Annotated in this window: 10 protein-coding genes; 6 read left to right on the top strand and 4 right to left on the bottom strand. The window is 47.8% G+C overall.

All coding sequences use genetic code 11. The features are described from left to right. The first annotated feature begins 36 nt into the window (after positions 1-36). From ACFQRK_RS10535 to ACFQRK_RS10510, 6 genes are all read left to right on the top strand, one after another. The gene (locus ACFQRK_RS10535; protein WP_379006322.1) at positions 37-2,505 is read left to right on the top strand and encodes an ABC transporter permease; all 2,469 of its coding nucleotides are present in this window, start codon (positions 37-39) and stop codon (positions 2,503-2,505) included. A 31-nt stretch (positions 2,506-2,536) separates the two neighbouring features. Further along, the gene (locus tag ACFQRK_RS10530) at positions 2,537-4,933 is read left to right on the top strand and encodes an ABC transporter permease (RefSeq protein WP_379006321.1); all 2,397 of its coding nucleotides are present in this window, start codon (positions 2,537-2,539) and stop codon (positions 4,931-4,933) included. 83 nt (positions 4,934-5,016) lie between these two features. Continuing rightward, on the top strand, positions 5,017-7,404 hold the full coding sequence (locus tag ACFQRK_RS10525) for an ABC transporter permease (protein ID WP_379006319.1): 2,388 nt from the start codon (positions 5,017-5,019) through the stop codon (positions 7,402-7,404). Positions 7,405-7,419: 15 nt separating this feature from the next. Next, positions 7,420-9,852: an ABC transporter permease gene (locus ACFQRK_RS10520; protein WP_379006317.1), complete on the top strand. Its 2,433-nt coding sequence runs from the start codon at positions 7,420-7,422 to the stop codon at positions 9,850-9,852. 66 nt (positions 9,853-9,918) lie between these two features. Further along, positions 9,919-12,327 carry an ABC transporter permease gene (locus tag ACFQRK_RS10515; RefSeq protein ID WP_379006315.1) on the top strand — a complete coding sequence of 803 codons (2,409 nt, stop codon included), beginning with the start codon at positions 9,919-9,921 and terminating at the stop codon, positions 12,325-12,327. 286 nt (positions 12,328-12,613) lie between these two features. Next, positions 12,614-15,004, top strand: a complete 2,391-nt coding sequence (locus ACFQRK_RS10510; RefSeq protein ID WP_379006313.1) for an ABC transporter permease — start codon at positions 12,614-12,616, stop codon at positions 15,002-15,004. Between the two features lie 437 nt (positions 15,005-15,441). On the opposite strand, the gene ACFQRK_RS10505 is transcribed toward ACFQRK_RS10510, so the two are convergent. The 4 genes from ACFQRK_RS10505 to ACFQRK_RS10490 all read right to left on the bottom strand — a co-directional run bounded on the left by ACFQRK_RS10505 (position 15,442) and on the right by ACFQRK_RS10490 (position 19,006). Next, entirely contained in the window at positions 15,442-16,107 is a 666-nt protein-coding gene (locus tag ACFQRK_RS10505) for a hypothetical protein (RefSeq protein WP_379006310.1), read from the bottom strand. A 5-nt stretch (positions 16,108-16,112) separates the two neighbouring features. Continuing rightward, on the bottom strand, positions 16,113-16,769 hold the full coding sequence (locus ACFQRK_RS10500; RefSeq protein ID WP_379006309.1) for a hypothetical protein: 657 nt from the start codon (positions 16,767-16,769) through the stop codon (positions 16,113-16,115). A gap of 3 nt (positions 16,770-16,772) precedes the next feature. Further along, complete coding sequence (locus ACFQRK_RS10495) at positions 16,773-17,072, bottom strand: hypothetical protein (protein WP_379006306.1); 300 nt, start codon at positions 17,070-17,072, stop codon at positions 16,773-16,775. A 161-nt stretch (positions 17,073-17,233) separates the two neighbouring features. Then, positions 17,234-19,006 carry a HEPN domain-containing protein gene (locus ACFQRK_RS10490; RefSeq protein WP_379006304.1) on the bottom strand — a complete coding sequence of 591 codons (1,773 nt, stop codon included), beginning with the start codon at positions 19,004-19,006 and terminating at the stop codon, positions 17,234-17,236. Positions 19,007-19,078 lie beyond the last annotated feature (72 nt).

The raw sequence follows: 19,078 nt of genomic DNA, 5'->3' as shown, positions 1-19,078 counted from the left end.
TGAGCGCAGAGTGCCGATAGCCAAAGATTAAAAAAGATGATAAGGAACTACTTCAGAAATGCTTTCCGGCACCTGTGGCGAAACAAATTGTTCACCGCATTGAATATCCTGGGATTGGCCATCGGAATCAGCGCCTGCTGGGTAATCTATCGCATTCTCGACTATGAATTTAGCTACGACGCACAATTGACCAACAGCGAACGTATCTATAAAGTTATCAGCGCATTCAGTCGGGAAGGCAAGGAATCCCGCATGGGAGGTGTATCGGCGCCGCTGTATCTGGGAATCGTGGAAGAAATTGCCGGAATGGAACACGTGGTTCCGGTGTTTGGTCAATGGATAAACAGCGTGGAAATCAAACGGAAAAACCAGGAAGTCTTCATCAAGGAAGACCCTGATCAGATTGCCGCTACCACCACGTCCTATTTCAATATGCTACCCTATAGGTGGATTGCCGGTGATAAGCATACAGCCCTGAATGCCCCTGAAAGCGTTGTACTCACCGAAAGCCGCGCCCACGCATACTTTCCCAACGTAAAGCCCGAAGATATTCTTCATGAAACGATTACGTATTACGGGCGCGATACGCTGACGCGGACCGTAACAGGGATCGTAGCCGACTATTACACCCCGTCTGAATTCACTACCCGGGAGTTTTTCGCTTTGCCCAAAACAAATTACGAAGCCTACATGTGGACCAACACCAATGGTAGCGACAGGCTCTATCTGCAGTTGGCTGAAGGCGTGGATGCGAACGCGAAACTCCGCGAGATCAATGAACTTGATGCCCGTCATTGGAGCGCCTTCGAAGCAGAGCGTAAGCGCCAGGGAAACGCCGATGTACCTAAACGGGGTCGATCCTATGAGTTATTGCCCATACGAGAAGTGCATTTTGCCACGCATGTATCTGACTATGGTGTCAGCAAAACCAGCAAAATGGTCTTATACGGATTGATCGGTATCGGCGGTTTCCTGCTTATCCTGGCCTGTATCAATTACGTCAACATGAGCGTGGCGCAGATTCCGCAACGGGCCAGGGAAATCGGGGTACGAAAGACTCTCGGAGGAGGGGCTTGGCAATTGATCGGCTTGTTTTTAAGCGAAACGTTAATTACCGCACTTATTGCTTCAGTCTTTGCTTTGGCACTCGGCAGGTTGGCATTCTGGGCTTTGGCCGACATCATCCCCGCGGGCGTGACACCAGCAGCGGGTGCGGGTTTGCTGATCGGTTTCATGCTTGGCCTTGTGGTACTCATCACGTTACTCGCGGGATTATACCCGAGTTGGGTAATAACACGGGTGAAAACCGTCGACGTGTTCAAAAATTTCTTTTCGGTGATTCCGCCCAAGCGTCGTTTTTCGCTCCAGCAGGTGCTGATCGTGTTCCAATTCACCATCGCCTTGACATTTATTATTAGCACGATTATTATCGGCATGCAGCTTCGGCATACCCTGAAGGCCGACATGGGTTTTAATAAAGAAGCCGTTATATTAGTCAATGTACCCTGGAAATACGTATCGGATCCGCGTTATAAAGACAAGCAGTTCACGCTGCTCAATGAACTTAGGCAGCTACCAGGTATCGAAAAAGCTGCTTTGGGAAGCGCTCCCTTGTCATCCGGTTATTCGTCGAGCCCATTTGGGTATGCCCCGGACGGAAACAATCCGGTTGAGATCACCGGATACAAAAAGCTCATCGACACGGCCTATTTGGGTCTGTATCAAATAGCCTTGCTTGCGGGCAGAAACCTGCATGCGTCTGACACCATCTCCGAATTTATAATCAATGAAACCGCCGCCAGGGCATTTGGATTCGCAACGCCCAGTGAAGCCATCGGTAAATTTATCGGGCAAAGAGGAAATCCCAGCCATGCAATCGCTGGAGTGGTGAAAGATTTTCACACACAGGATTTTTATACACCGATTGCACCGGTGATCCTGGCCACTGAAAAGTCGAGCCTCACCGCATTTAACATCAAAATGAATACCCATGACCCTACCCGCTGGCAGGCTACCCTGGACGCTGTCCGTGAGCAATGGAATGCTTTCTATCCTTCTGAAGCTTTCGAATACCGATTTTATGATGAAACACTGGAAGCGATGTATAAGCAGGAACGACAGATCGGTAAGCTCATTAATCTGGCAACGGTCATTACCATTCTCATTAGTTGCTTAGGGCTTTTTGGTCTGGCTGCACTTACGGCCTTCCAGCGTACCAAGGAAATTGGCATCCGGAAAGTGCTTGGAGCAACGGTAACGAGCATCTTGGCCTTGCTGTCCAAAGATTTCGTGAAATTGGTGTTGATAGCCATGTTCATCGCTGCTCCCCTCGCTTGGTGGGCGATGAACAGCTGGTTGTCCGATTTTGCCTATCGCATTGAAATCCAATGGTGGATGTTTGTATTGGCAGGATTTGCGGCCCTATTAATAGCGATGGTTACCATAGCTTGGCAAGCGATCCGTGTGGCGACCGCCAATCCGGTAGAATCGCTGAGGGATGAGTGAATAAGTTCATTTGCTTACAAATTCACACTAAATGATCAGGAACTATTTTAAAATCGCATGGCGCAGCTTGATGAGAAACAAAGTCTTTTCGCTCATCAACGTATTGGGGCTGGCTATCGGCATGACCGCAAGCTTCCTCATTTATCAATATGTGCACACCGAATTCAGCTACGATGGCTTCCATAAAAATGGAAAGCGCATTTACCGCTTGGCCACTGACATCAAATTACCTGCCGAAACGATTCACGAAGGAGCTTCCTCCAGCGCCATGGCATTTCATCTAGCACAGGATTTTCCGCAAGTAGAACAGTTTGTCCGGCTCAGTCAGATCAGTTTGCTGGCTCGCATAGGTGACAGGAAATTTCAGGAGCCCAACACGTTTTTTGCGGATTCTTCCCTATTCGCTGTATTTGACTTCCCGTTAATAAACGGCAACCCCCAAACGGCATTACAGCATCCGTTTTCGATGGTCATTTCCCAAACTGCCGCAAAGAAATATTTCGGAGACGAAGACCCACTTGGCAAGACCCTTTATATCATGGAAAGTGCCATGCCCGTCCAGGTCACAGGCGTTATGGCTGATATTCCAAGCAACTCATCGCTAAAAGCGGATATCTTCCTGTCATTCGCCACCTGTCAGCAAATCTTCGACCCCCAGGTAAATGATCAATGGGGTAATTTCGGCACCGCCTCCTTTCTTTTGCTCAAAGAGGGGGTGGATCCCAATCAACTTCAAAGGCAACTGCCCGGCTTCTTAAGACAACGATTGCCGCAAGAGATTCAGCAGACGGAAATGAGTTTCACCCTGGTTCTGGAACCTTTCGAAGGTATCTACCTAGGTTCCAACCGAATCACCAATCAAGGTTTCGAAAGCGGCAACCTCAATAATGTGTATATTTTTTCGTTGGTCGCCCTCTTTATCCTGCTCATCGCCTGCATTAACTTCGTTAACCTCACCACCGCCCGGGCCGCCGAACGGGGCAAAGAGGTTGGGGTTCGCAAGGTAGCGGGCGCAAACCGCTACCAGCTTGTCAACCAGTTTTTGGGGGAGGCGGTAACCGTGAGCCTAATCGCCTTCGCGGTGGCTTTTGTTCTTATCGAAATCACCATTCCGTGGTTTAACCAATTTGTAGGCAAAGCCGCAGCCTTTAGCTTTTTCAGCCGACCAGCATCCCTGGTCGTACTGGTATTACTTACCTTGGTGATCGGCCTGTTTGCGGGCAGTTATCCTGCTTTCGTATTGTCTTCGTTTAAACCCACGAAGGTATTAAAAGGTCGTTTTGCACCGGGCGGAAATGGGATATGGCTTAGAAAAACATTGGTGATCACCCAATTTGCCGTATCGGTAACGCTCATTGCGGTGACGTTTATTGTGTATCACCAATTAAGCTACATGCGCAACCACGACCTTGGGTTTAACAAAACACAAACCTTGGTTGTGGAAACCCGTTTCGACAGCAAACAGGAAACGTTCAAATCGTTGTTGTCTTCCATTCCCGCCGTCCAGTCCACCACACGCTCAGGAAATATACCGGGCGGAGACAATGGCAGGGTATATGCCGAGTTGGAGAATCAGAACGGCGATATGCAAACCGTAACGGTCGACCTGTATAATGTGGATGAAAATTTCATCCCACAATATGACATTAAGGTCGTGGCCGGCCGAGCATTTTCAACCGCTTTCACGTCGGATTCAACCCACAGCCTCGTGCTGAATGAGCGCGCCGTCCAATTGTTGGGTTACAGTAATCCTGCAGATGCAATAGATCGACAATTTCGATTAGGGAATGGTCGCGACGGTACGATCATCGGGGTGGTCAAAGATTTCCATTTCCGGTCGCTTCAGGCGCAGATTACGCCCATGGCTATTCAATTGGGGCAAGGCAATTTCTCCAACTATATTTCCATCAAAATCGACACGGATAACCTACCGTCCACCATGGAGGCTATCGCCACTAAATGGCAGGAGACTATTCCGAACCGACCTTTCAATTATTTCTTTGCCGATGAATTTTTCGATCGTCAATACCGGGCCGAAGAGCGTTTTGGCCAATTGTTTTTCCAGTTTGCGTTACTGACGATCTTCATTTCATGCCTCGGATTGCTGGCACTGGTTTCGTATAGCACACTACAGCGTAAAAAAGAAATTGGCGTACGCAAGGTATTGGGTGCCAGTGTAGCAAGCATTGTGAAACTGTTGTCGCTGGATTTCGTGAAGCTGGTATTGATCGCCATTGCCATCGCCTCCCCCATTGCTTGGTGGGCAATGAACAAATGGCTGGAAGACTTTGCGTACCATATCGATATCCAATGGTGGATGTTTGCCGTGGCGGGGCTCGCTGCCGTAGTCATTGCTTTACTCACGGTAAGCGGACAGGCGATACGGGCGGCAGTGGCCAATCCGGTGGATAGCCTGAGGGATGAATGAGTGGCGTCCAAGCGGTGGAAACGAAGAAAACGGGGGATAATTGAGTAAAGGAAAATATACGAATTAACAGTAACGCCACAACCATGATAAAAAACCTCTTATCAGTTGCCTTGCGCAACTTCAAACGAGACAAATGGTACAGCCTATTGAATATTCTTGGGCTTACGATTGGCATCACATTCAGCCTTTTTCTGATTTTCTACATTCAGGACGAACTCAGTTATGACCGGTATCACGAAAAAGCGGACCGCATATTCCGTGTGGAATCTTATATCAAGGAACCAGAAAAAGACACACTGAAATGGGTGTCCACACCTTTTCCCATGGCTCCGGCATTGAGCAAAGATTATCCCGAAGTGGAAGAGGCTGTCCGATTTGTGGGCAACGGCAATGTGTTGTACAAAAAAGGTGAATTAAGCCTTTATCAGGACAAGGTTTTCTTCGCAGATAGCAACGTTTTTCGGGTTTTTACGCATCCGTTTATTGAAGGCGATCCCCATACCGCGTTAGTGGCCCCGAACTCCATGGTGCTGACGCAGTCGGTCGCGGAGAAATTTTTTGGCAAGGATGGCAGTTATGTGGGAAAATCACTGGAAAACACCAATGGGGACGTGTATAAAATAACCGGTGTAGTAAAAGATGTCCCTAAAAATTCGCACATCATCTTCCATGTCTTGATTTCAAGGAGTTCGTTACCTGCGGACTTTGCCAATAATTGGGGTGGTTTCGGCTTTCACACGTATGTGCTGTTGAAGCCGCAAACCAAGGCTGCGTCCTTTGAACAAAAATTATTGCCGATGTATGATAAATACCTGGCTTCTATTTTCGCGCAGTTCCAAATCAACATTCGGTTCGGCATCCGACCGATTACAGCCATTCACCTCCATTCTGATATGGAAGGCGAACCGGAAGAATTGGGAAACATCTCGTACATCTATATATTTTCGGCAGCTGCTTTTTTCATGTTATTGATCGCCTGCATCAACTACATGAACCTAACAACGGCCCGGTCCGCCCGGCGCTCGAAAGAAATCGGCATACGGAAGGTTACGGGGTCTTCCCGGTGGCAGTTGATTTCGCAGTTCCTAATCGAATCCTTATTGACGGCGTTGTTTGCACTACTGTTGAGCCTTGGACTCATCGCGTTACTATTACCGGTATTCAATTCGTTGTCGGGCAAATCGATTTCATTCGATACGCTGTTGCAGCCGAATACGTTGCTCACGATATTGGCCGTGGTGGTATTCGTGGGATTGATGGGAGGAAGCTATCCTGCACTCTACCTTTCAAAATTCAATCCAGTGAGTGTACTGAAAGGGAGCCTTTCCAAAAGCTCCAGTAATGTTACGCTCCGCCGCGCGCTGGTTGTCATCCAGTTTTCCATTTCAATCATCATGCTTATCTGCACCTGGGTAGTTTATAACCAGCTGGCATACCTCCGCTCGAAAGACCTCGGGTTCAACAAGGATCAGGTATTGACGATAACCGCCAATTCACAGCGCGATGTGCGCGGCAAAATCCTTTCCTTCAAAAATGAAATGCGGCAAAATCCCCAAGTGCTGGCAGTCAGTACGTCTCAAGCTGTACCGGGTGCAAATATCAACTTTAATCTCTTTACGGTCGAGTCCAAAAACGGGTTTGTGGACAAGGGAGTGTTTACCTACGGCATCGACGAAGACTACATCAACACCCTGGGCATGGAAATCATGCAGGGAAGGAACTTTTCCGGGCTATCGGACACGTTGCGCAGCATCATCGTCAACGAGCGTATGGTCAGGGAGTTCGAATGGGGTGAAAATGCAATCGGTAAAACCGTAAAATTTCCGGGAGACACGTCCGGCAATTACTTTGAAGTAGTGGGTGTTGTCAAGGATTTCAACCAACAATCGCTGTATAACCCGATCGCATCGTTGATTTTATTTTATGCGCCAAACAGTAACAATATTCAACTCAAACTGGATCCTCGGAATATTCCAGCCACGATTGCGCGTATAGAGACCGCATGGAAAGCGCTTTTTCCTGAATTGCCTTTCCAATACACGTTTCTCGACCAGGATTTCGATTCGCAGTACGCGGCAGACCAGAAACGGGGCAAGTTGTTTACTGCATTCTCCGTGCTGACCGTCCTGGTTACCTGCCTAGGATTGCTTGGCCTTATCGGCTTTATCACGGAGCAACGACAGAAAGAAATCAGTATCCGCAAGGTGTTGGGCGCGAGCGTGGGCCGGATTATTCCGCTAATTACGGGAAATTTCGTGGTGCTGGTTGGTCTTTCGTGCTTGATCGCGTTTCCGGTTGCATGGTATTTTATGAACAAGTGGTTGCAGCTATTTACCTACCATACCGGGTTATCGGTTGTTCCATTCCTCCTATCAGCAATTGCCGTATTACTAATGACGCTGGCAACGGTATTATTTCATACCATCCGGGCGGCAACAGCGAATCCAGTGGATAGTTTGAGAGACGAGTGATAAAATCAAATTAACATGTTACAAACGTATTTTAAAACCGCGTGGCGAAACCTGAAAACGAATCGGATGTTCACTTCGCTGAACATCATCGGGTTGGCGCTTGGTCTCGCTGGATTTATGTTAATTGCGGCCTATGTGCTGGATGAGCTAAGTTACGACCGTTTTCATGCCAATGCGGATCGTATTGTGCGGGCTAACGCACACATTCACATTGGGGAAAGCAAGCTCGAGATGGCCTACACGAGCGACATGATGGGGCCAGTGCTCCAAGAGGAATATCCCGAAGTAGAAGCCTTTGCCCGTTTATATTCCGCTTCGGGGGCCAAGCTGGTGAAAAAGGGTGATAAATGGATTAATGAAGCTCGGGTGGTTCACGCCGACTCATCATTTTTCCGGATCTTCTCCTATTCCGCACTGCATGGTGATCTTTCTCATGCATTGGATGCGCCCAATAGCGTAGTCGTTACGCGTTCGGCAGCCATTCGGCATTTCAATACCGTTGATGCTTTGGGTAAAACACTGGAAACCAATGACGCCGGAGTCACGCCTTACCAAGTCACCGCAGTCATTGACGATATGCCAAAAAATGGCCATTTCAACTATGATTTCCTGTTTTCTATGGAAAATGCGCCATATGGGGATTGGGGCGAATTTCTTTCACATAACTTTGCGACCTACCTGTTGCTAAAAAGCACGGATGACCGATCTGCGCTGCAGGGCCACCTAGAGCATTATGTCCAAAAATATTGCCTCCCAGCCGCACGACGATTCATGGAGTTATCCAGCATGGAGGAGTTCAGGAGTCAAGGCAACGTATTTTATTATGACCTTACGCCTATTACGGATATTCACCTCCGTTCGAACCTGATGGGTGAACTTAGCCCCCCCGGCAGCATTCAATATGTTTATATTTTCGGGGCGATCTCCGCATTTATCCTTTTAATTGCCTGCGTAAATTTCATGAACCTGTCCACTGCCCGTTCGGCCAACCGGGCAAAAGATGTTGGAATCCGTAAGATATTGGGCTCGTCGCGATCCGGCGTTGCCAGTCAATTTCTGGTCGAATCGCTCTTGCTTACATTGGGTGCTACCATTTTGGCCGTAGGCATTGTCATGCTGGTGATTCCGCTATTTAATGAGCTCTCGGGGAAGTCGTTTGCCATAGCTGACCTCTTTAACATCAAGTCTATTCCTTTCATCCTCCTTCTTGCGTTGTTCGTCGGATTGATCGCTGGTTATTATCCTGCCCTGTACCTGTCGGCATTTCAACCATTGCGTGTACTAAAGTCTCGTGCAAGTATCGGGTCTGGGAAAAGTCCGCTGCGAAGCGGTTTAGTGGTTTTCCAATTCACAACGTCCATAATATTAATCGTCGGCACGCTTATCGTAACTGCGCAACTGCGTTATATCCAGCAGAAAAAGCTGGGGTATGATCGTGAAAATGTCATCCTGATTAATGACTACCATGCATTGGGAGGTCAATCCAACGTGTTCCGCGATCAGGTGTTGACCCTTCCGGGCGTAAAACGGGGCACCATCAGCGGGTACTTCCCGGTTTCGAATTCGAGCCGGAGCGATAATACGTTTTCGAAAGAATCGGTCATGTCGCCCACCAATTCGATTTCGATGCAAACCTGGCGGGTCGATGATCAATATTTGCCTACGTTCGACTTGGCACTGATTGCCGGTCGTAACTTTTCGGCTGCGAGGCCGGCAGACTCTACCGCGGTCATCCTGAATGAAACCGCTGTCAAGAATCTCGGGTTTGGAGATGACGCCGTAGGTAAGAAGATTTATTTTACATTTGGTAGTACGGTGAAATCGTATGATATTATTGGCGTCGTGGAAGATTTTAATTTTGAATCACTCCGCGATCCGGTATATCCGCTGGGATTTTTTTTAGAAGATCATCCAATGCAAGCTGCGTTTAAAGTGGAGTCGGCTAATCTGCCTGCTTTGCTTGCGCAGATGGAAGGCATCTGGAACAAGTTGGCACCGGGCTATCCTTTTGCGTACCGGTTTATGGACGACGCATTTAATCATATGTACCGTACGGAGCGCCGTGTGGGCCAGCTGAGTTTCGCTTTCGCCACCTTAGCCATTGTCATTGCCTGCTTGGGCCTGTTCGGCTTGGCTGCATTCACCGCTGAGCAGCGCACCAAAGAAATCGGTATCCGAAAAGTACTCGGAGCTTCTGTGGCCGGCCTGATTCGACTTCTTTCGGTAGACTTCCTGAAACTGGTGGGAATTGCCATCGTATTGGCCGTACCGATTGCCTGGTGGGCCATGAGCCGTTGGTTGGAAGATTTTGCTTACCGGATTGACATGAAGTGGTGGATGTTCGGGCTGGCGGGATTATCGGCGGTAGTGATTGCATTGCTGACGGTGGGCGGACAGGCGATCCGCGCGGCGATGGCTAATCCGGTGGATAGTTTGCGGGATGAGTAAAAGGCAATGTGCAGGAACCATCCGCCGGCGGGCGGACAACTGTAGCACCGATAAAGACACGTTATAATGTTACACAACTATTTCAAAACAGGCTGGCGCTACCTGTCAAAACACAAGCTGTTTTCCTTCATTCACGTCTTCTGCCTTACCATTGGCATTACCTTCACCATGGTCGTGGGTGTATATGTGCTCAACCAATACAATATCAACCGCCCGCTTCGGAATGTTGAAGACCAATACATCGTCAAAAGTAAGTGGAAAACCGAAGGGCTCGGACTGGACGTCACGACGCTGGGTCCCTTGGCTAAAACACTCCGTGAGGAGTATCCGTCGTTGGTAGCCGATTACTACCGTTACAACCCGGTAAAGAATGTTGTATCGGCCGGCGATAAGCATTTTGTAGAAGATATTGCCATCGGCGACACGTCCTTCATCCGGATGTATGGCTTTCCCGTCAGCTATGGGAATGCCGCCCACCCCTTTCCCAATAATCATTCTGCCGTCATCACCGAAAGCATGGCACTGAAACTGTTTGGCAAAAAAGACGCCATCAATGAAACCCTTACTGTTCATACCACCGTACAGGGTGAAAAGCAAGACTACCAGGTTTCGGCGGTCATCGCTGACATTCCTTATAATTCGGTAACCCACCTCATTGGCGATACCTATTCCGTGTTCGTACCCACCGAAGGCAATCTATATTATGGGTTTGAAGACCCGGCAGCCGGCTGGGACAACCCCTTTGAGATCGGCATGATCCAACTCCAACCGGGCGTCACACCAGCCGACCTCGTGGTGCCTTGCCAAAAGGTGCTTGCCAAATACACACCCGAGAACATCCAACAGAACCTGACCGTCGAGCTGGCCCCTGTGAAAGACTATTACCTAAACGATAATGGCGGTGCCGCTCGTCGGATGATCACGATCTTGTCACTGTCGGCCCTGTTCATCCTCCTGATGGCGGTGATCAACTTTGTCAACATCAGCGTCGTGACGTCATCACAACGGCTTAAGGAGATCGGTCTGCGCAAAGTTTTCGGCGGAGCCAGGCGACAGCTGATCGGCCAGTTTTTGGGAGAAGCCCTGTTTCTAACGGCATTAGCGGCACTGCTTTCCTTGCCGTTTTACCAACTGTTGCGTCCCATTTTCGATAAAATCTTAAACACTCAGCTCGACTCCGTCTTCGATTTCGGCTGGGTCGCTTACGCCAGCCTGTCGGCACTGGTATTGACAACCGGGCTATTGGCAGGAATTTATCCGGCATTCAGGCTTAGTTCATCGCCGGTTACCATTGCCGTAAAGGGCAAGATCGACACCGCTATGGGCAATCTTACCCTTCGCAAGACGATGCTGACCGTCCAGTTTACACTCGGCATCGCGATATTTATCGGTACGCTGATTGTATCGCGCCAAGTGAACTACATTTTTTCAAAAGATATCGGCTATAGCAAAGAGCAGGTGATGGTAATCACCGCTTTCCCCAAACAATGGGATGCCGCGGGTGTCCAAAAAATGATGGACGTGAAGCACGCGCTTGCCGGATTAACCGCCGTCGAAAGTGCTTCGCTATCCTTTGAGGTACCTGAGCGCCAGCCACCGAATGCTTTTGACTTCCAAGTAGCTACAGGAGAGGGACCGGAAGCGATGATTTACTCCATCGGTGCGGATCAGGATTATGCGCAGACGTTCGGCATGACCGTACTTGCCGGCAGTTGCTTTGCACAGTCCGGCGGCCACATTCCCAATCAGGTCGTACTGAATGAATCGGCAATGACCGCTCTGGGATTAACGCCTGAAACCGCAATCAATAAAAAACTACGCCAACCTTCATCTGGCAGCGAGGTTACTGTCGCAGGCGTGATCAAGGATTACAATTATTCCAGCTTGCAACAGGCTGTTAAACCTCTTGCATTTTTCCATGTGCAGGACTGGCTTTCGTACCGCTTTCTCTCGCTGAAATTGCGTGGGTCGGACCTCGCCGAGACTATCTCGCTTATCAAGCAGCAATGGGAAAAACTAGTCCCCGATGCGCCGTTTGAATTTACATTCATGGACGACCAGTTCGCGGCCTTGTACCGATCGGAGCTGCAGCTGAAGCGGGCTGCCGATGTAGCCACGGCGCTGAACTTCTTAATCATTGCACTGGGTATATTTGGCATTGTGAGCTTTACCCTGGCCAAGCGTACCAAAGAAATTGCCGTTAGGAAAGTGCTCGGGGCAGACCTCAAACACCTGGCCCTATTGTTTGTGAAGGACTACACTCGCCTCATTATCGTGGCTAATCTCATCGCTTGGCCAATTACGTATTGGATCGCCAATAAATGGCTGGAAGGTTACGCGTATCGGATAACCCAGGATGTGGGCGCCTACCTGCTGGTAGGTCTGTTGGTCTTTGTATTGGCTTACGCCTTGATTGTCGGATTATGTGCGAAAGCCAATCAGGCCAACCCGGTCGACAGTTTACGGGATGAGTAAGGTTTTAGTTTCCGCCGGGGAGTGACGGGCCAAAATAAAGCCTGGGCTTATGCTCATGTCCGAAACTGAACAAGAAGTGTCCGATATCGAACACCGCTCCACAATAATTCGACACAGAATACTAGAAAACAGCCTATTGCGTTTTTGGCTTAAAAATGGATTATCGTGGATAGCTGGCGAGTTCCGGTAATTAAATCGAAAAGGAAATGCATTGCCTCGATTCATCATTTTTCCAATTGTTTGATTTCAAATTCCTAATCGGCAGTGAAGTTAACTACTAAATAAAATGATAAAGAGTTATTTTAAAATCGCCTGGCGTAACATCAAGCATAACAAATCCTATGCGCTGGTCAATATACTGGGACTGTCTTTGGGCATTGCCAGTGCCTTACTTATTTTCGCGGTAGTCGCATATCACTTTAGTTTCGACAGATTCCATCCCCATAAGGATCGTATTTACCGCCTGGTTACGGAGTGGCATGACGATGGCATCGGCCGATCACCGGGCGTGCCGCGGCCATTGGGTAAAACTTTCCGCGATGATTTCAGCTTCGCCGATCATACAGCCCGGATAGTGGATTATCGAAACGTGATGGTGGCCGTAGCCGATGGGGGTGATGATAAACGGTTTGTTGAAGAATCCGGCATAGCCTATACAGAGCCTGCCTTTTTTGCCATCTTCCATTTTCCATTACTGCGAGGGGATAGTAGCACGATTCTTCGCCAACCTCATGAAATCGTCTTAACGGAACGGATGGCTAACAAATATTTTGGCGATAGTGATCCAATAGGAAAAACACTCCGGATCGGTAACCAAACCGATTATGTGGTAACAGGGATCCTTGCCGATTTTCCGACCAATACAGCGTTTGCCCAGGAGATCTTTGTTTCTTATCACGAACTATTGAAGAATGCCGATGGTGGGGAGGACAACTGGAGAGGCGTATTTACCGGCTCAAAGTGTTATACGCTATTAAAAAATGGTGTTGATACGGAACAAGTGGGCCGGGGTTTGGACGAACTGCCGAAGCGAATCTATGAAGGCAGGGATAAAGACATCTGGAAATTCAGGCTGCAGCCCTTGAATGACATCCATTTTAATCCAGATTTTGATGGCTATGTCAACAAAAGTTATTTATGGGCCTTGCTTTTCATCGGGCTGTTTCTCATTGTGACCGCCGCAATCAACTTTACCAACCTGGCTACTGCCCAAGCTATTAATCGAGCAAAGGAAATCGGTGTACGGAAAGTACTTGGAGGCAATCGAAACCAACTTTTTTGGCAGTTCATTTCGGAGACCGCCATCATTACTGCTTTCGCCCTGGTTACTGCATATGTCATAGCGTACGTCGCCTTGCCGGTCATCAATCAGTTGCTTGAGATTCAGGTTCATCTTAGGTTATTTGACAGTTGGCAGCTACCCCTTTTCCTTGTTTGCGTAGCAGTTTTTGTGATTTTCCTGTCGGGTTTCTATCCCGGCTTGGTTCTGGCCGGCTTCAGACCCGTGCAAGCATTACGAGGCAAAATCACCCAACGGGATATCGGTGGTTTCTCGTTGAGGCGAACCTTGGTGATCGGTCAATTTGCCATCTCCCAAGTGCTGATCATCGGCACATTGATTATTGCGAATCAGATTCGCTACGCGCGAGAAACCGATCTGGGTTTTGACAAGGAAGCCCTGGTGAGCCTACCGGTACCGGATCGGCAAAACGTTAGCAAAATGAAAACCCTTAGCGACCGATTGGCCACAGTTAATGGCGTAAAAAGTATATCGCTCAATTTTCAACCGCCAGCCTCGGGAAGCAACAACCTGACAGACATTCGTTACGATAATCGGCTGGAATCCGAACGTTGGAGCATCAACCTGAAATACGCGGACAATCGATACCTATCCACATTTGATATTCCGTTGGTAGCCGGCCGAAACTTCTTTCCCTCGGATACCATCCGCGAATTTCTGGTCAATGAAACGTTCGTTAAAAAACTAAATCTCGCCTCGCCGGAAGAAGTCATTGGCAAGCACATCGCCGTCAACGGCGACGATAACCGAGGTACGATCGTTGGTGTCGTAAAAGACTTTTATAATTACTCATTCCACACCGAAAAAGATGCCGTGTGTATTATGCCGTGGACGATTTACTATGGCAATTGTTCTATCAAATTGGATGGACGGCAACTTGTTTCCACGATGGCTAGTCTTGAACGGATTTGGAAAGAAACGTATCCGGACTATGTATATTCGTATCAGTTTTTGGATGACTCCATTGCTGAATTTTATAAGCTAGACAATATTATGCTCAACCTCATCCAAGGATTTGCATTGGTGGCTATCCTTATCGGGTGTCTTGGACTCTATGGACTAATCTCGTTTATGGCGCTCCATAAAACGAAAGAAATCGGTATACGTAAAGTTTTGGGTGCCACGGTTCCGCAGATCCTTTGGTTTTTTGGCCGCGAGTTTGCCCGCCTCTTATTGATTGCCTTTATCATTGCGGCACCAATTGCCTGGCTGGGTATGAACCGTTACTTACAGGATTTCACTTATCGGATCGGTGTTGGACCGGGCATTTTCCTATTTGCGATAGGTATTACACTTGCCATCGCAGCACTGACCGTTGGCTATCGATCACTACGGGCGGCACTGGCTAACCCTGTGGATTCGCTGAGAGACGAGTGAGCGCTAACAAGACCCATGCGAAAATTCCTTCCGTTTGTCGACTATAAGCGCCATTCGTCGAAAACGAAACATGAAGAATCGGATTCAGTATATCTTTGAAAAATAAAACGAGCCGTCCTGCCCCATTTGTTTACGGAACAGCTGGGATGGATTGAAAGACTTTCGATTGAATGAGTTGTGGTAGATGTCATTTTGGTCGAAACAAGGCCGTCCCATTTATTGGAGACGGCCTAACTACTTCTACTCGCAGTACTTCCACGGTGGCAACGCATTCATTCACCTAAAATATGGACCTACCGTGTGCACAGCGTGCACGCATGGCGACGCAATATCGATACGATGTCAATTAAATGTTGGAGCATACTCCGGGAACATTCATTCCATTTAGACCTTTATGTCGGAGAATTCTGATCATCATGCAACTACAACCTGTGCTATCAGGTTCCAAATCCATCAATAGCTGTATCGCCTTTGGTCCTTATATGAATCAAATGCGCCGCTTCTATGACTTTTTGGAGTTTGCTGTGTAACTTGTATATGTAATCACTCCCCCGACTGTCGTCTGCGCAGGTATAATCAATAGCAACGATGTACCACCAGTATAGCGCATCGCGATATTGGGGTAAATCATGATATTTGAAAAAATCATAGATTACACCGTGTGGGTTTTTCTTCTCTCCGGCTTCCAAGTGGAATGGGTAGTATTCTTCTCGTTCGAACGTTTTGGGATTGTGCCCATTGTTGAAATAACCGTGAGCGGTGTTGATTTGGTCTGGTAGGAGTTTATCGCTATCATTTGCCATTTGACGATAAAGCCGCTGATCCGGCATATGAAAACTATCCATCAACCGCTGGACAAGCGATAACGCTTCCACCAATAATTCAATAAATTCATAACGGACGAACAGCTCGACAAGCTCAATACGATTGAGCTGGAATCCCGATTTTAATGCGGCCTGTAGCCATCTGTCGAGATGGTTGCGCCACTCAGGGAAGTTTTCCCAATCGAAGAACTGGTGAATGGCAAGGTAAGGGTTGCCGATTTCCCGCGGGTGCAACCGGCGCGGAAAGTGGTCATAAGGTGTGTGATTGGCGAAAGGCATATTATTCAGATTTTCTCTTGAAATAGTAATTGGCCGCTAACTGTTTTCAATGAAAGGTTATTCAAACCGATTTGTTGATAAAGCGCCTCCTTCACATACGCGGGTCGCAGAAGTGGCGACCAATGACAACCTTCCTCAACGGCATGGAAAACATCCAAAGCAGACCGGTTACAGCGGAAAAACCCCTGCATGACAAGACCGTCGATACTAACTCCGATATCGTTCCGTATTTCACTTTCTTCTTCGGTTGTTATCGTTCGCCTTCTTTTACACAGCCGTAGTTTACTGGCGCTGTCATTTCCTTTAATCGTCCAAGGAATGGTAATGAAGTAAGTAATCTCCTTTAAACTTTCCTCCCGCCGTATTCGGATAACCCGTTTTTCGGATACTCCGTAGTGATCTTTGTCAAAATTCCATTGCTCAGTAATCTTCTGTTGATGAAAAATCTTCGATAAAATCGCTTCATCCTGGAATGTGATTCTCGCTCCAACTGCCAGCATTTCGTAATCCCTGAAATAAAAGGGTGGTCTACTCATTAAAAACGATACTTCTTCCATTTGATATCGATAGGCAATGCGTAATTTCAGATATTTATACCACTGCTTGAAGCCATTTTGGTCAAGCATGCCAGCATAGGAGGTTGCGTTAAGTTTCGTCATCATCCATCACATCCTTAATCCGGCGCGTTGCGATTGCTCTTGGTCAAGCTCGACCGAGGAGGGATATCTTTGTTCCCTGGTCTCCGCATCTTCCTCCGTTAACTGAAACAAAATCACACTTTCGTATTCGCTCTTACCGCACTCCATACGATAAAAAATCGTGTCCTCAGCTTTCCAAACATACATTTCATGTCTCAATTTTGGCTGCCTATGGTGTTGTTGGTGGAGAAAAGACGGATGGTTGAATACCTTACATAATTGCCCATACAGTCCAATACCGAAATCCATCACTTTAAACCGTTCCATGTCCCTTATGTAATTATCGTTCTCCCCTAAAAGGAAAGATAACTCCAATGCTGAATAACCTCGGCTTATCCGGTTCAGCATCATGCAATAGATAAAGCTGGAATAAATAAGGGAACAATCAGCAGAAAGCTTCTCAGTCGCGTTATCGTTAAAAAGTGAACTCATAAGGACACCCCCTGTTCGGTCTGCTGTTCGACTTTCCCTGCTATTTCATCCAGCACATTCTGGCACAGCCCTTCAAAAAACTTCACCATTTCTTGTGCCTTATCCCGATAAATATGCTGCGATGTAGTGGATAACGACATGGTCACATCTTGCAACCAAGCGCCTTCAGGATTCAGGATAAAATACATACGCACTTCGTCCTTTTGGTTTGAAGGGTAGGTAAAATCCATGACCTTGCGTCCGATAACGCCACTCCAATCGATCAATTCGGCTAGGTTGATCCGATGCGGTATATATCCGATTGCGAAACGTAGGTACGTATTGACCGCGATATCCAACAAATTCCGTAACAATACCGATCCGGCATCGAGTGTCAACACCGGTGTTTGCTGGATGATCTCATTTAAATTCACCATGCTTGCTTTTGCACGTTGCCACATCGCTGTACTTTGGTCGTACACCGATTGCCAATCTACCGCCGCTACCGCGAATGACGGTTCAAACGTTGATTTTCTACGGAGTATCGTACCTTTCGTCCACCACGTATGTGCAAATCGGTTTCCACTGGCTAGTTTCCTTTCAAGTTCCTTGACATTCATATAAACAACCATTGCGCTGGCCACCCCTACCTGCATGCATCTAAATTGAAAAGGACCTGTATTTTTCATCACCACAACGAGATAAAGTTCTATCTTGGAACCTTCCTTTTCCTCAGCCTGTTCTTTCCGGAACAGACTAATTCCCGAAAAACCGCCCGTGTGGTAATTCAACATCGTAATCTGTTCGGGATTGTGGTTTTTGTGTATCTTATCCAATAGTTTGTTAACGTCTTGTTTATAGGGGCTGGGCCAGGGAAAACTGGAGAAATCCTCACAGATGAGCTGGGCCGCTGGGGTCGGCGCGGCTGAAGCTTCCGTTGCCGGCTGGGCTGGGTTGGTCGCAGGCTGCTCCGTCTCAGGCTGTTTTTCGGCTTCCCTCGGCAATTGTTCCCGGTAGGCATGGATGCGTTCCGTCATGGTAGTGACCATTTCATCCATCGTGCTCTTCGCCTGTTCGCATTTATCCAACAGTATATTAAATTCGTCAAGGGAAAGATCGACAGGTTCCTGCTTCTTGGCTTTCACATAGCTTTGGTCCAATAGCCGTAGCAAATCTACCGCGTAACAGTCGTCATACGGAAAAAGGGCTGTAAGCTGCGGTACAAAACTACGCACGGACTTTATCAAATGTTCAATGCTGTGCGATTTTCCACCGTTCTTACCGATCGTCGCCATGAACCCTTTCAGCCGCAGTTCCAGAAATTGATGTAGCATGAAGGTGGCTTGCCCATATTCGCCCTTGATCAAGTAGTTGTCTACTCCTCTGCGGAATTCGTCGGAATTTTTACGGGATTTCGTATAGTTGAGCGCCGAAAGCTCCAGCAAACTGCTTATCACCTTGCGCGAAAATAAGGGGCTTTTCTTCTTCGTATCTGCATAGAGCTCGTGCGGTGGCAGGGAAGCATACGTGTAATAAAGGCTTCCATGTTTCAACTGGTTTTGCCACTCTCCGGTGAGGATCAGATCAAAGGGAAGGGATTCCGTATCCGAAAAGCAGAGTGAGACGATAGGCGCCAAACTCGTCGGCGCAAGCCCCTTAACCGGGTTCACGACTAACAGCAAATGTTGTTGTTCGCGATTCGATGAGGGATTAGAAAAAAGAAAAATACGGTCTAAATCCATCCGGGCGGTTAGTCGCCCGACAAGTTGTTGTGTGGTAATTGTTTCCATATATCTAAATAAATGTATAGAATTTCTATACAAACATAGAGACAAATGTTTATTTAAACAAACATTTGTTCA

The organism is Parapedobacter sp. GCM10030251 (assembly GCF_042666505.1).
GTDB lineage: Bacteria > Bacteroidota > Bacteroidia > Sphingobacteriales > Sphingobacteriaceae > Parapedobacter.
The sequence above is the reverse complement of the archived record's forward strand: the minus strand, read 5'-3'. Positions and strand labels throughout refer to the sequence as shown.